Source organism: Rhizobacter sp. Root1238, from assembly GCF_001425825.1.
GTDB lineage: Bacteria > Pseudomonadota > Gammaproteobacteria > Burkholderiales > Burkholderiaceae_C > Rhizobacter.
This window is the reverse complement of sequence record NZ_LMDM01000003.1, coordinates 98,870-112,288: the sequence shown is the minus strand read 5'-3', so window position 1 is coordinate 112,288 and position 13,419 is coordinate 98,870. Positions and strand designations below refer to the sequence as shown.

The following is a 13,419-nucleotide window of genomic DNA, read 5'->3' as shown; positions in this document are numbered from 1 at the left end:
GTCAGTGCTCGGCGACCGTCGCCGCCACCGGCCTGGCGGCGCGCACCCGCTTCACGTCGTCGGTCAGGATGCGCCCGCCCGGGTTGCCCCAGCTGTTGAGCACGTAGGTGAGGATGTTGGCGACCTCGTCGTCGTTGAGCTGCATCATCGGCGGCATCACCGAGTCGTAGTCGCCGCCATTCACCTTCAGCTTGCCGGTCAGCCCGTGCAGCACGATGCCGATCGCGCGCGCCGGGTCGGACGCGAGGTAGTCGGACCGTGCCAGCGGCGGAAACACGCCCGGCAGGCCGGCACCGTTCGCCTGGTGGCACACCGAGCAGGTCCCGGCAAACAGCGACTCGCCGGCACGCACCTGGTCCTGCAGCGTCAAGGTGCCGGCGGCGGCCGCCTGCGTCGCGGTGGCGACCGCGTTCATGTTCGGCTGCGAGCGGTCGCCCAGGTACACCGAGTCGAGTTCCTTGCCGGAGTACAGCGACTTGTCCTCCGGCCCGCTGACCTTCAGGATCGCCAGCGCACCCTTGTTGAACGCGCGGAAGATCGAATGATCGACCAGCACGTAGCTGCCGGGCACGCGGGTCGTGAACTTCACCACCGCCGCGCCGCCGGCCGGGATCAGCGTGGTCTGCACGTTCTTCTGCACGTTGCTGCCGCCCTCGTAGCGCACCTCGTCGAAGATGGCGCCGATCACGTGGAAGCTGGACACCAGGTTCGGCCCGCCGTTGCCGACGAACAGCCGCACCGTCTCGCCGGTCTTCGCGGTGATCGCCTTGTCGCCGGTCAGCGCACCTTCGGCGCCGTTGAACAGCACGTAGGTCGGCCGCTCGTCGATGGCCTTCTCCATGTCGAACGGCTGCAGCCCCTTCTCGCGGTACTTGCCGCCGGTGTAGAAGTCGCCCTGCATCACGTAGTACTCGTGGTCCACCTTCGGCAGCCCCTGCGGCGGCTCGACCAGGATCAGGCCGTACATGCCGTTGGCCACGTGCATGCCCACCGGCGCGGTGGCGCAGTGGTAGACGTAGATGCCTTCGTTGAGCGCCTTGAACGTGAACTGCGACGCATGGCCCGGCGCGGTGAAGCTGGACGCCGCCCCGCCGCCGGGGCCGGTGACGCCGTGCAGGTCGATGTTGTGCGGCATCTTGCTGCCCGGGTGGTTCTTCAGGTGGAACTCCACCGTGTCGCCCTGGCGCACGCGGATGAAGCTGCCGGGCACGGTGCCGCCGAAGGTCCAGAACGTGTACGACACGCCTTCGGAGATCTGCATCTCCTTCTCGATCACCTCGAGCTCGACGATGACCTTGGCGGGCGTGCTGCGATGGATCGGCGGCGGCACGTTGGGCGGGCTGGTCAGCACCGCGTGGATGGGCGCGCCCTGGGGCGGGCCGAAGTCGCCGGTTTTCGGCACCGCTTTCTGCGCCGTGCCCGCGGCGTGCGCCAGGCCCAGGGTGCAGGCCAGCAGTGCGGCGGCCGTCGCTGTCTTGAGGATGTTGGTCATGCTGTGATCCGGTACGGATGCGTCCCTCCATCGGGACGGCATGACAGTAGGGGCGCGTCGCCGGCGAGGGTTTGTGTTCCGTCAAGGAAGGCGACAGCGGCCGCGTCGTCGATGCCGCATTGATTTGCGTCAAGACCCTGCCGCGGTCGCCCTCCTACGATAGATGCATCTGCCATGCATCTATCGTGCAACGCATCCACGCCAGGAGATTCCCGCATGTCCCCGTCCCAGGTTTCCGCCCCGTCCCTTGCCGTCATCGACGTCCGCCCGATCCCGCGGCACGAACGCCACGCGCTGATCTTCTCGACCTTCAGGAAGCTGCCGGTCGGCAGGTCGATGCAGCTGGTGAACGACCACGACCCGCAGCCGCTGCAGCACCAGTTCCACGCCGAGATGCCCGGCGCCTTCAGCTGGGAGTACGTGCAGGCGGGTCCCGCCCTCTGGCGCGTGCGCATCACCCGGCAGGCCGTGCCGGACCGCCATGCCGCCGGCGGCTGCTGCGGCGGCTGCGGCGGCGCGGCCTGATCCCTCCCCAGGTTTCCCCAAGGAGCATTCCATGAACCCCTCGCATCGCCTGTGGCGCTGGCTGGCACTGATCTTCGTGCTGTCCTTCGGCGCGCTCGGCTTCCTCGGCTACCAGATCCACCTGGCGGCCCCTCCCATTCCCGCCTCGGTGGTCGATGCCGACGGCCGCACGCTGTTCACCGGCGCGCAGATCCAGGCCGGCCAGCAGGTCTGGCTCGCCTCGGGCGGCCAGCAGCAAGGCACGGTCTGGGGCCATGGCGCCTACGTGGCGCCCGACTGGTCGGCCGACTGGCTGCACCGCGAGGCGTCGGCGCTGCAGGCGCTTCGCCTCGACCAGCACGTGCAGGCGCAACCGACGCTGTCGAGCGCGGACCGCGCCGCGATCGGCGTCACCCTGCGCGAGGAGATGCGGCACAACGGCTACGACGAGACGAGCGGCGTGCTGAAGGTGTCGAACGACCGCGCGCTGGCGATCCGGCGCGTCGCGAGCCACTACGACAGCCTGTTCGGCAGCGACCCGGCGCTGGCCGGGCTGCGCAGCCAGTACGCGATGCGCGCCGGCAGCGTTCCCGACGCCGCCGACCGCCAGGCGCTGACGGCCTTCTTCTTCTGGAGCTCGTGGGCCGCGGCCACCGACCGCCCCGGCGAGACCGCCCTGTCGTACACCAGCAACTGGCCGCACGAGCCGCTGGTGGGCAACACGCTGACCGGCACCGCGGCCATGTGGTCGATGGCGAGCATCGTGCTGCTGATCGCCGGCATCGCCGCGATGGTCTGGTTCCACGGCAGCCGCGAGCACGAGGCCGATCCGGTGCCGCCGGCCGCCGACCCCTTCCTGCAGGTGGCGGCCACCCCGTCGATGAAGGCGACCCGCAAGTACTTCTTCGCGGTGGTGGGCCTGCTGCTGCTGCAGATCGGCATGGGCGCCATCACGGCCCACTACGCGGTCGAGGGCGATGCGTTCTTCGGCCTCCCGCTGGCCGAGGTGCTGCCGTATGTCGTGAGCCGCACCGTGCACACGCAGGTCGGCATCTTCTGGATCGCCACCGCCTGGCTGGCCACCGGCCTGTACATCGCCCCGCTGCTGTCCGGCGCCGAACCGCGCTTCCAGAAGCTCGGCGTCGACGTGCTGTTCTGGGCGCTGATCGCCATCGTGGTCGGCTCCACCGCCACCGGCTGGCTCGGCACGCTGCAGCACCGCGGCGTGGACTTCAGCTTCTGGATCGGCAACCAGGGTCTCGAATTCACCAGCATGGGCCGCGTCTGGCAGCTGCTGCTGTTCGTCGGCCTGCTGTTCTGGCTGCTGCTGCTCGGCCGCGCACTGTGGCCGGCGCTGAAGAAGCCGTCGGAGACCCGCGGCCTGATCGCGATGGTGTTCCTGTCGGCGGCCTGCATCGGCGGCTTCTATTCCAGTTCGCTGATGTGGGGCCAGCACACCCACTACTCGATGGTCGAGTACTGGCGCTGGTGGCTGGTGCACCTGTGGGTCGAAGGCTTCTTCGAGGTCTTCGCCACCGCGGTGGTCGCGCTGATCTTCACGCGGCTGGGCCTGGTCTGCGCCGCGAGCGCCAACCGCGCGATCGTCGCCGAGACCATCGTGTTCCTGTTCGGCGGCATCCTGGGCACGCTGCACCACCTGTACTTCACCGGCACGCCGACCTCGGTGATCGCCGTCGGCGCGGTGTTCTCCGCGCTCGAGGTCGTGCCGCTCGCGATGCTCGGTCTGGAGGCCCTGCAGACCTGGCGCCGTTCGCAGCGCGCGCCGTGGCTGGCGGCCTACCGCTGGCCGATCATGTGCTTCGTCGCGGTGGGGTTCTGGAACACGGTCGGCGCCGGCGTGCTCGGCTTCGCGATCAACCCGCCGGCCTCGCTGTACTACGTGCAGGGCCTGAACATGACGGCCGCCCACGGGCATGCGGCGCTGTTCGGCGTCTACGGCATGCTCGGCATCGGGCTGATGCTGTTCTGCCTGCGCGGGCTGTATGCGCGGCACCTGCATGCCGACCGCCTGCTGGCACCGGCGTGGTGGGGCATGAATGCAGGCCTCGCGATGATGGTGTTCCTGTCGCTGCTGCCGGCTGGCATCTGGCAGGCCTGGGCCAGCATCGACCAGGGCATGTGGTTCGCGCGCTCGCCGGCCGTCGTGCATTCGAAGGTGATGGAAACGCTGGTGTGGCTGCGCGTGCCCGGCGACGTGGTGTTCGCCGGCGGCGCGCTGCTGCTGGCGGTGTATGCGTGGCGGCTGCTGCGCCGCCCGGCCGCCGACGCGGCGGCCGTGCCGTCCGCGCGGGCGGTGCGGCCATGAGGCTCAGCGGCTTCACCGACTACAGCCTGCGCGTGCTGATCTACCTCGCGGCGAAGCCCGGCCGGCAGGTCACGATCCGCGAGATCGCCGGCTCGTTCGGCATCTCGGCCCACCACCTGACCAAGGTGGTCTGGTTCCTCGGCCAGCACGGCTGGCTGAGCACCGTGCGCGGACGCGGCGGCGGCATCGCGTTGGGCCGGCCGGCCGCCGAGATCGGCGTCGGCACGGTGGTGCGGGCGACCGAGGCCCAGACCCGCCCTGGCGACTGCTTCGGCCAGCAGCCCGACGCCTGCCGCATCGCGCGGGTGTGCGCGCTGCGGGGCGTGCTGCACGACGCGCTGGAGGCCTTCTACGCCGCGCTCGACCGCAGCACGCTGGCCGACCTGGTCCGCAACGCGCCGGCGCTCGCCGAGGTGTTGTTCGTGCGGTCGCCGCCCGCCGCGCTGCAGGCGGGGTGCGCATGAACGCCGCCCCCATCGACTTCGACGGCCCCGAGGCGTTGCGCGAGCCGTTGCTGGCCGCACTGGCGCGGGTCGTCGACCCCGAGCTCGCGCTGTCGATCACCGACCTGGGCCTGGTCTACCGTCTGCAGGTGGACGACGCCGGCGCGCAAGTGCGGATGACGATGACGTCGCCGGCCTGCCCGGTGATCGACCTGATCGTCGAAGACGTCGAGAACGAACTCGACCGGGTGCTGCCGGCCGGCTGTGCGATCGCGGTCGAGGTGTGCTGGGAACCGGCATGGACACCGGACCGGATGAGCGAGCGGGCCCGCCGCTTCCTGCAGCGGTGAACGCGCAGGCATCGGGTCTCGCCCGGCTGGGCCTGGCGCTGCTGGTCGCGGTGTCGCTGGTGGCCGCGGTGGCCGCCGGGCTGCTGCGCGCCGGTTGGCTGCAGGCGGCCTGGCTGCCGGAAGGCCTCGGGCGGCTGGCACTCGGCCAGCATGCCGCGCTGATGCTGTCGGGCCTGCTCGGCACCACGATCGCGATCGAGCGTGCGGTCGCGCTGAAGCAAGGCTGGGCCTTCGTCGCGCCGTGGGCCTCGGGGCTGGGCAGCCTCGCGCTGCTGGCCGGCCTGGACACCGTGGGCGGCTGGCTGGGCGTGGCCGCGGCCGCGGTGTTCGTCGGCGCCAGCACCGCGGTGTCGGCACGCCAGTGGGCCGTGCATTCGGCGCTGCTGCTGCCCGCGGCCGTTGCGTGGCTGGTCGGCAACCTGTTGTTCGCGCTCGGCCAGCCCACCGAGGCGACGCTGCCGTGGTGGTTTGCGTTCATCGTGCTGACCGTCGCGGCCGAGCGCCTGGAGATGGCCCGGCTGATGCGCCACCGCCCGGCGGCGCAGGCCGTGCTGGTGGCCCTGCTGCTGAGCCTGCTGGCCGCCGCGGCCCTGACCGGCCGCCGGCCGTTCGAAGCCGGCGTGCTGTACGGCGGCACGCTGGTCGCGCTGGCGCTGTGGCTGCTGCGCTACGACATCGCCCGCCGCACCTGGCATGCGCATGGCCTGGCCCGCTACATGGCGGTGAGCCTGCTGGCCGGCTACGTGTGGCTCGCGGTGGCTGGCGTGGCATGGATCGGCGTCGCCTGGGGTTGCCCGGGCCGCGACTGGGCGCTGCATGCGCTCGGGCTGGGGTTCATCTTCAGCATGGTGATGGGCCACGCGCCGGTGATCCTGCCGGCGGTCGCGCGGGTGAAACTGCGCTTCGGCCCGTGGTTCTACCTGCCGCTGGCCCTGTTGCACGGCTCGCTGCTGCTGCGCCTGCCGGGCAGCCTGGTCGATCCTTCCTGGCGCAGCGTCGGCACGGCCCTGAATGCCGCCGCGCTCGCGCTGTTCATGGTGACCCTGGCCGGTTCGGCACTGGCCTGGCACCGCCCCTTGCATCGGAGGCCACGATGCCGCTGATTCCACTCGAAGATCCCCGCACCGCCCGCGTCGACCCGCGCAGCTTCGCGCTGTGGGCGCTCGGCTTCCGGCCGTTCTACCTGCTGGCCGGCGGCTTCGCATCGCTGTCGATCGGCCTGTGGGCGCTGCAGTTCGCCGGCTGGTTGCCGCGCCCCTACCTGTCCGGGCCGGTGTGGCATGCGCACGAGATGCTGTTCGGCTTCGCGCTGGCGGTGGTGGTGGGCTTCCTGTTCACCGCCGGCCGCAACTGGACCGACCGGCCGACCCCGACCGGCGGCGGCCTGGCCGCGCTGGCCCTGCTGTGGGTGGCCGGGCGCGTGCTGGTGCTGACGCCGTTCGGCTGGACCGCCGCGCTGGTGGACAGCGCGTTCGCGCCGGCCGCGGCCATCGCGCTGGCCGTTCCGTTCCATGCCGCGCGCAACCGGCGCAACTACTTCTTCGTCGGCCTGCTCCTGCTGCTGGGCGCGGCGAACTTCTCGATGCACCTGTCGCAGCTCGGCCTGCTGGACCGGCCGGCGCTCGGCAGCCTGCAGGTCGCACTCGACGCGATGCTGTTCATCATGGCGGTGATGGCCGGCCGGGTGGTGCCGATGTTCACCAACAACGGCGTGCCGGGTGCCGGCGCGCAGCGCGAGCCGCGCGTCGAGCGGGTCGCGCTGGGCGCGGTGCTGGCGCTGCTGGTGGTCGACCTGCTGCCGCTGCCGCCGCTCGCGCTGGTGGGCGTCGCGCTGCTCGGCGCGCTGGCGCATGCGCTGCGCTGGGCGCTGTGGCGGCCGTGGAAGACGCTGCGCACGCCGCTGGTGTGGGTGCTGCACGCCGCGTATGCGTGGATCCCGCTGCACCTGGCGCTGCGCGCCTGCGCCGCGCTCGGCTGGACCAGCCCGTCGCTCGCGACCCATGCGCTGACCGCCGGCGCCCTCGGCGGCCTGGTGATCGGCATGATGACCCGCACCAGCCGCGGCCACACCGGCCGGCCGCTGCGCGCCGACCGCATCGACGTCGCCTGCTACCTGCTGGTGCTGGGCGCCGCGCTGCTGCGCGTGCTGCTGCCGTGGGCCTGGCCGGCGTGGACGCTGGCGGCGGTGCTGGCCTCGGCCGCGCTGTGGTCGGCGGGGTTCGGGCTGTTCGTGATTCACTACGCACCGTTCCTCGTTCGTGCGCGGCTCGACGGCCGTGCCGGTTGACCCCATGGACTACGCCACCGTCAAGCTGATCCACCAGGGTGCCGTGGCGCTGTCGTTCGCCGGCTTCTTCGTGCGGGGCATCGCCGCGCTGGCCGGCGCCGGCTGGGTGCGCGGCCGCGCCGCGCGCTCGCTGCCGCACCTGGTCGATTCGGTGCTGCTGCTGTCGGCGTTGACGCTCGCGTGGATGCTGCGCATCCACCCCGGCTCGGCGCCCTGGCTGGCCGCCAAGGTGGCCGGCCTCGTGCTCTACATCGGGCTGGGCGTCGTCGCGCTGCGCCCGGGGCTGCCGTGGCGCTGGCGCGCCGCCGCGTGGATCGCGGCGCTGCTGTGCTTCGGCTACATCGTGTCGGTCGCGATCACCAAGAGCCCGCTCGGGGTGCTGTCGCTCGCGTAGCGTCAACAGGCCCTGGCTCAGGCGCCGGCCAGGCGGAACACCGCCGCCTGCACGACTTGAGCGCCGTCAAGCCACGTGCGCAAGCGCCCCGTGCTTGACCCCCATCAAGCCCCGCTTCGCCGGCGCTGGCTATCGTCGACCCCTCACCCTCCCGATCGCCATGCACCCTTCCACCGCCCCCGCCGACACACTGCAAGACTCCCTCGCACGCAGTGGCCTTGCGCCGCTGCGCCTTGGCGGCCGCTCGCTGCTGCCGATCGTCCAGGGCGGCATGGGCGTGGGCGTCTCCGCGCACCGCCTGGCGGGCACGGTGGCGAGCCTGGGCGCGCTCGGCACGATCTCGTCGGTCGACCTGCGGCGCCTGCACCCGGACCTGATGGAGCGCACGCACAACCTGCCGATCGGCACCGCGTGGGCGACCGCCGCGGCGAAAGCGGCCATCAACGAAGCCAACCTGGTGGCGCTGGACCGCGAGATCCACGCGGCGCGCGCGCTCGCGAACGGGCGCGGGCTGCTCGCGATCAACGTGATGCGCGCCGTCGGCGAGTACGCGGCCTCGGTGACCTGCGCGCTGCAGTGCGGCATCGACGCGGTGGTCGTCGGCGCCGGCCTGCCGCTGGACCTGCCGGAGCTGGCGCGCGAGCATCCCCGCACGCTGCTGGTGCCGATCCTGTCGGACGCCCGCGGCGTGCAGCTGCTGCTGCGCAAGTGGGAGCGCAAGCAGCGCCTGCCCGACGCCATCGTGCTGGAGCACCCGGGCCTGGCCGGCGGGCACCTCGGCGCCGCGCGCATCAGCGACCTGCACGACCCGCGCTTCGACTTCGACACCGTGATCCCGCAGGTGCTGGGTTTCCTGCGCGAGCATGGCGTCGAGAAGGAGATCCCGCTGATCGCCGCCGGCGGCGTGCGCAGCTTCGCCGACATCGCGCGACTGCAGTCGCTCGGCGCGGCCGCGGTGCAGCTGGGCACGCCGTTCGCCGTCACGACCGAAGGCGATGCCCATGCGGGCTTCAAGCGCGTGCTGGCCGAGGCACGCGACGAGGACCTGGTCGAGTTCACCAGCGTGGCCGGCCTGCCGGCCCGCGCGGTCGCGACGCCGTGGCTGCGCAACTACCTGAAGGCCGAGCCGCGGCTGAAGGAGAACGCGCAGGTCAAGCCGCGCTGCACGCTGGCCTTCGACTGCCTGGCCCAGTGCGGCCTGCGCGACGGGCTGGCCGACTGGGGCCAGTTCTGCATCGACACGCAGCTCGCCGCCGCGCTGCGCGGCGACGTGCGCAAGGGCCTGTTCTTCCGCGGCGTCGGGCGGCTGCCGTTCGGCAGCGAGATCCGCAGCGTGCACGAGCTGATGGAGCGGCTGCTGACGCCCGCACCCGCCGCTGCCACCCCCGCGATCGCACCCGCAGTCGCCGCCACAACCGATTGAGCACCGGGGTGCGGCGCCTGCTGGACGCACCGCACCGGCTGTGCTTCGCGGCCGCGGGCCTGCTGCTGGCGGTCGCCTCGCTCGGGTGGCTGGCGCTGCTGGCGGGGCCGCCGGGCATCGCGTCGCACTGGGCGGTGGCCCCGCGCCATGCCCACGGGCTGCTGATGACGCTCGGCTTCCTGCCGCTCTACATGGCCGGCTTCCTGTTCACCGCCGGTCCGCGCTGGCTGCAGGTGCCGGCGCTCCCGGCGCGGCGGCTGCTCGCGCCGGTCGCCGCGATGGGGGCCGGCTGGGTCGTCGTGCTGGCCGGCATGCCGCTGGAGGCGACCTTCGCGGCCGCCGGGATGGCCTCGGTGGCCGCGGGCTGGTCGAGCCTGTGCCTGCGCCTCGCGTCGCTGCTGTGCGCCAGCCGGGCGGCCGACAAGGCGCATGCCGCCGCGATCCTGGCCGCGTGCAGCGTCGGCGCCGCCGCGATGGCGCTCGCCGCCGTCGCGCTGGCGACCGGCCATGCCGCCGCGCTGGACGCGGCCCCGCCGCTCGCGCTGGGCGGCTTCGTGCTGCCGGTGTTCACCGCCGCATCGCACCGGATGCTGCCGTTCTTTCCTCGCAGGTCGGGCGGCTGGCTGGCCGCCGCCGTGGTGGTCGCCTGGTGCGGCGATGCCGTCGTCGGCGCGTGGCGGCCGGCGACGCCGTGGCTGGCCGACGGCGTCGCCCTCGCCGAAGCGGGGGTCGCGGCCTGGCTGGCCGTCACCGCCTGGCGCTGGTGGCGGCGGCATGGCCTGCCGAGCCGGTTGGTGGCGATGCTGTTCACCGGCTTCGCCTGGCTGGCCGTCGCGCTGGCGCTCGGCGCCGCCGCCCACCTGCCCGGCCTGCCCGCGGGCACCGCACGGGCCGCGCTGCATGCGCTGGCCATGGGGCACGCCGGCAGCCTGCTGATCGCGATGGTCACGCGCATCACCGCCACCCACGGCGGTCGGTCGCTGGCGGCGGACGGCGCGACGCTCGGCCTGTTCCTGCTGCTGCAGGCCGCCGCCGTCGCGCGCGTGGCCGCCTCGCTGTGGCCGGTGGCCGGCACGACCCTGCTGCCGCTCGCGGCCGCCCTGTGGGCGGCGGCCATGACGACCTGGTCCGTGCGCTGCGGCGCCTGGCTGCTGCAGGCCGGAGTTCGACCGCTCGCTGACGCGGGTCAAAGCCTTGCCCGCAACGCGCCGCTACCGTCATGCACGACTTCATCACCCGACCGCCCATGACCACCGACACGCTCGCTGCCGACACCGCTCCCCACCTGCTGCCACCCCAGCCGATCAGCGAGGAAATCCTGCTCGAGAAGTACGCCAAGGGCGACGAGCGCAGCATCGACGACGTGCGCCGGCGCGTTGCACGCGCGCTGGCGCAGGCGGAGGCGCCGGAGGCGCGGCTGCACTGGGAACAGCGCTTTCTCGATGCGCAACGCCATGGCTTCGTGCCCGCCGGCCGCATCAACTCGGCCGCCGGCACCGAGATGGCGGCCACGCTGATCAACTGCTTCGTGCAGCCGGTCGGGGATTCGATCGCGACCGACGACGAGGGCCACCCCGGCATCTACACCGCGCTCACCGAGGCGGCCGAGACGATGCGCCGCGGCGGCGGCGTCGGCTACGACTTCTCGCGCATCCGCCCGCGCGGCGCGTGGGTCGCCAGCACGCGCTCCAGCGCCTCGGGGCCGGTGTCGTACCTGCGGGTGTTCGATCGCTCCTGCGAGACGGTCGAATCGGCCGGCGCGCGGCGCGGCGCGCAGATGGGCGTGCTGCGCTGCGACCACCCCGACATCGAGGAGTTCATCCATGCGAAGGACCGGGGCGACCTCAGCAACTTCAACCTCTCGGTCGGCCTGACCGATGCGTTCATGGAGGCGGTGCAGCGCGACGCCGGGATCGACCTGGTGCACCGCGCCGAGCCGGGCCCGCAGCGGCTGCGCGAAGGCGCCCACCAGCGCGGCGACGGGCTGTGGGTGTACGGCAGCCTGCCGGCGCGCGCGCTGTGGGAGCAGATCATGCAGTCGACCTACGACCATGCCGAGCCCGGCGTGCTGTTCCTCGACCGCATGAACGCCGACAACAACCTGGCCTACTGCGAACACATTGCCGCCACCAACCCGTGCGCCGAACAGCCGCTGCCGCCGTATGGCTGCTGCTGCCTCGGCTCGATCGACCTGACGCGCTTCATCGCCGATCCGTTCAGCGCCGCCGCGCGCTTCGACGAGGCCGGCTTCGCCGAGCAGGCCCGCGTCGCGGTGCGCATGCTCGACAACGTGCTCGACCTGAGCCACTGGCCGCTGCCGCAGCAGGCCGACGAGGCCGCCGGCAAGCGCCGCATCGGCCTCGGCTTCACCGGCCTGGGCGACGCGCTGGTGATGCTGAACCTGCGCTACGACAGCGCCGACGCGCGCGCGGCCGCGCGCCGCATCGCCGCGGTGATGCGCGACGCGGCGTACTCGGCCTCCTGCGACCTGGCCGCGGAGCGCGGGCCGTTCCCGCTCTTCAATGCCGACCTGTTCCTCGGCGGCGGCAGCTTCGCGTCGCGCCTGCCAGCGGCGCTGAAGGAGCGCATCCGCGCCGGGGGCCTGCGCAACTCGCACCTGCTGTCGATCGCACCGACCGGCACCATCAGCCTGGCCTTTGCCGACAACGCCAGCAACGGCATCGAACCGGCCTTCTCGTGGACCTACACGCGCAAGAAGCGGATGGCCGACGGCAGCGTCGTCGCGCATGCGGTGCAGGACCACGCCTGGCGCCTGTACCGCCATCTGAAGGGCGACGATGCACCGCTGACGCCGGCCTTCGTCACCGCGCTGGACATCTCGGCCTCGGCACATGCGCAGATGGTGGCCGCCGTGTCACCGTGCATCGACACGTCGATCTCGAAGACGGTGAACGTGCCGGCGGACTACCCCTACGCCGACTTCCAGGACCTGTACCTGCAGGCCTGGCGGGCCGGCCTGAAGGGGCTGGCCACCTACCGCCCGAACGCGGTGCTCGGTTCGGTGCTGAGCGTCGAGGCGCCGCCGCTGCCGGTCGAGGCCGACGCGGTGAACCGGCGCCTGGCGCTCGAGCGCACCCGCCCGGCGGTGCTCGCGTCGTTGCGCTGGCCGGGGCGGCCGCCGCTGCCGGCGGGCAACCAGGCCTGGTGCTACATGGTGCGCCACCCGCACGGCGAGTTCGCGCTGTTCGTCGGCGACCTGCCGGTGGACGAGGCGACCGCCCGCCTGGCGCCGTTCGAGGTCTGGGTCAACGGGGCCGAGCAGCCGCGCGGGCTGGGCGCGCTCGCCAAGACGCTGTCGATGGACCTGCGGGCACGCGATGCAGCCTGGGTGCGCCTGAAGCTCGATCAATTGGCCACCGTGCAGGAAGAACGCACGTTCGACATGCCGTTTCCGCCGGACGCCGCGCCGCGCCGCTTCCCCGGCGTCGTCGCGGCCACCGCCGCGGTGATCCGCTGGCGCTGCGAGCAGCTCGGCCTGTGGTCGGCGACGGACGGCGCGGCGGCGACGCCGGTGATGGACTCGCTGTTCAGCGCGGGCGAACCGCAGACCGGCCCCAACGGCACGCTGGCCTGGTCGGTCGACATCCACAACCCGGCGAGCGACGAGCAGTTCACGATGACGCTGAAGGAGGTGGTGGTGCCCGACGGGCACGGCGCGACGACCACCCGGCCCTGCAGCGTCGGGCTGTCGGGCAACTACCCGCGCGCGATGGACGGGCTGGCCCGTCTGCTGTCGCTGGACATGCGGGTGCTCGACCCGGCCTGGATCGGCATGAAGCTGCGCAAGCTGCTGAACTATGCCGAGCCGCTCGGGCACTTCATGGCCTTCGTGCCCGGCACCGCGCCGGACCGGCAGCGACAGCAGACCTGGCCGTCGACGGTGGCGTACATGGCGCGGCTGATCCTGCACCGCTACACGCAGCTCGGCGTGCTGGACGAGGACGGCCATCCGGTCCACCGCATGGGCATCCTTCAAGTGCCGGCGGCTGCGGCCAGCGCGGCGGCGCCGGCCGCCCCGCACGGCGCGCCCTGCCCCGAATGCGGCAATGCCTCGCTGATCCACCGCGACGGCTGCCTGTTCTGCACCGCCTGCGGCCACCTGGGCAGTTGCGGCTAGCGGCCCGCCGCCGTTGATCCATCGCAAGGCGGTGGCGGGGGTCGGGCCGAACAATGGCGCAC

Annotated in this window: 11 protein-coding genes; 10 read left to right on the top strand and 1 reads right to left on the bottom strand. The window is 72.6% G+C overall.

Features of this window, described 5'->3' with window-relative positions; genetic code table 11:
- Window position 1: 1 nt before the first annotated feature.
- Window positions 2-1,492 (bottom strand): copper-containing nitrite reductase, encoded by a 1,491-nt coding sequence (gene nirK / locus ASC98_RS04375; RefSeq protein WP_056806045.1) that lies wholly within the window; start codon window positions 1,490-1,492, stop codon window positions 2-4.
- 216 nt (window positions 1,493-1,708) lie between these two features.
- On the opposite strand from nirK, the gene ASC98_RS04370 reads away from it, so the two are divergent.
- The 10 genes from ASC98_RS04370 (at window position 1,709) to ASC98_RS04325 (ending at window position 13,357) form a co-directional block, all read left to right on the top strand.
- Window positions 1,709-2,017 carry a DUF2249 domain-containing protein gene (locus ASC98_RS04370; RefSeq protein WP_056806044.1) on the top strand — a complete coding sequence of 103 codons (309 nt, stop codon included), beginning with the start codon at window positions 1,709-1,711 and terminating at the stop codon, window positions 2,015-2,017.
- A 31-nt stretch (window positions 2,018-2,048) separates the two neighbouring features.
- Window positions 2,049-4,322 (top strand): nitric-oxide reductase large subunit, encoded by a 2,274-nt coding sequence (locus tag ASC98_RS04365; RefSeq protein ID WP_056806041.1) that lies wholly within the window; start codon window positions 2,049-2,051, stop codon window positions 4,320-4,322.
- Window positions 4,319-4,786 (top strand): Rrf2 family transcriptional regulator, encoded by a 468-nt coding sequence (locus ASC98_RS04360; RefSeq protein WP_056806327.1) that lies wholly within the window; start codon window positions 4,319-4,321, stop codon window positions 4,784-4,786. The genes ASC98_RS04365 and ASC98_RS04360 overlap by 4 nt, the downstream gene beginning before the upstream one ends.
- A complete protein-coding gene (locus ASC98_RS04355) occupies window positions 4,783-5,115 on the top strand; it encodes a metal-sulfur cluster assembly factor (protein ID WP_056806324.1) in 333 nt (110 codons plus the stop codon). Before ASC98_RS04360 ends, ASC98_RS04355 begins: the two co-directional genes overlap by 4 nt.
- Window positions 5,112-6,218, top strand: a complete 1,107-nt coding sequence (locus ASC98_RS04350; protein ID WP_157598246.1) for a hypothetical protein — start codon at window positions 5,112-5,114, stop codon at window positions 6,216-6,218. The genes ASC98_RS04355 and ASC98_RS04350 overlap by 4 nt, the downstream gene beginning before the upstream one ends.
- Complete coding sequence (locus ASC98_RS04345) at window positions 6,209-7,402, top strand: NnrS family protein (RefSeq protein ID WP_056806039.1); 1,194 nt, start codon at window positions 6,209-6,211, stop codon at window positions 7,400-7,402. The genes ASC98_RS04350 and ASC98_RS04345 overlap by 10 nt, the downstream gene beginning before the upstream one ends.
- A gap of 4 nt (window positions 7,403-7,406) precedes the next feature.
- Complete coding sequence (locus ASC98_RS04340; RefSeq protein ID WP_056806035.1) at window positions 7,407-7,796, top strand: SirB2 family protein; 390 nt, start codon at window positions 7,407-7,409, stop codon at window positions 7,794-7,796.
- Window positions 7,797-7,956: 160 nt separating this feature from the next.
- Entirely contained in the window at window positions 7,957-9,219 is a 1,263-nt protein-coding gene (locus ASC98_RS04335) for a nitronate monooxygenase family protein (protein ID WP_056806032.1), read from the top strand.
- Window positions 9,216-10,469: an NnrS family protein gene (locus ASC98_RS04330; protein ID WP_056806029.1), complete on the top strand. Its 1,254-nt coding sequence runs from the start codon at window positions 9,216-9,218 to the stop codon at window positions 10,467-10,469. The genes ASC98_RS04335 and ASC98_RS04330 overlap by 4 nt, the downstream gene beginning before the upstream one ends.
- Window positions 10,466-13,357, top strand: a complete 2,892-nt coding sequence (locus tag ASC98_RS04325; RefSeq protein WP_056806026.1) for an adenosylcobalamin-dependent ribonucleoside-diphosphate reductase — start codon at window positions 10,466-10,468, stop codon at window positions 13,355-13,357. Before ASC98_RS04330 ends, ASC98_RS04325 begins: the two co-directional genes overlap by 4 nt.
- The last annotated feature ends 62 nt before the right edge of the window (window positions 13,358-13,419 follow it).

Excerpts from the sequence above, each read along its gene's own strand:
- nirK (WP_056806045.1), bottom strand. The coding sequence starts at position 1,492 with ATGACCAACATCCTCAAGACAGCGACGGCCGCCGCACTGCTGGCCTGC.
- ASC98_RS04370 (WP_056806044.1), top strand. The coding sequence starts at position 1,709 with ATGTCCCCGTCCCAGGTTTCCGCCCCGTCCCTTGCCGTCATCGACGTC.
- ASC98_RS04365 (WP_056806041.1), top strand. The coding sequence starts at position 2,049 with ATGAACCCCTCGCATCGCCTGTGGCGCTGGCTGGCACTGATCTTCGTG.
- ASC98_RS04360 (WP_056806327.1), top strand. The coding sequence starts at position 4,319 with ATGAGGCTCAGCGGCTTCACCGACTACAGCCTGCGCGTGCTGATCTAC.
- ASC98_RS04355 (WP_056806324.1), top strand. The coding sequence starts at position 4,783 with ATGAACGCCGCCCCCATCGACTTCGACGGCCCCGAGGCGTTGCGCGAG.
- ASC98_RS04345 (WP_056806039.1), top strand. The coding sequence starts at position 6,209 with ATGCCGCTGATTCCACTCGAAGATCCCCGCACCGCCCGCGTCGACCCG.
- ASC98_RS04340 (WP_056806035.1), top strand. The coding sequence starts at position 7,407 with ATGGACTACGCCACCGTCAAGCTGATCCACCAGGGTGCCGTGGCGCTG.
- ASC98_RS04335 (WP_056806032.1), top strand. The coding sequence starts at position 7,957 with ATGCACCCTTCCACCGCCCCCGCCGACACACTGCAAGACTCCCTCGCA.
- ASC98_RS04325 (WP_056806026.1), top strand. The coding sequence starts at position 10,466 with ATGACCACCGACACGCTCGCTGCCGACACCGCTCCCCACCTGCTGCCA.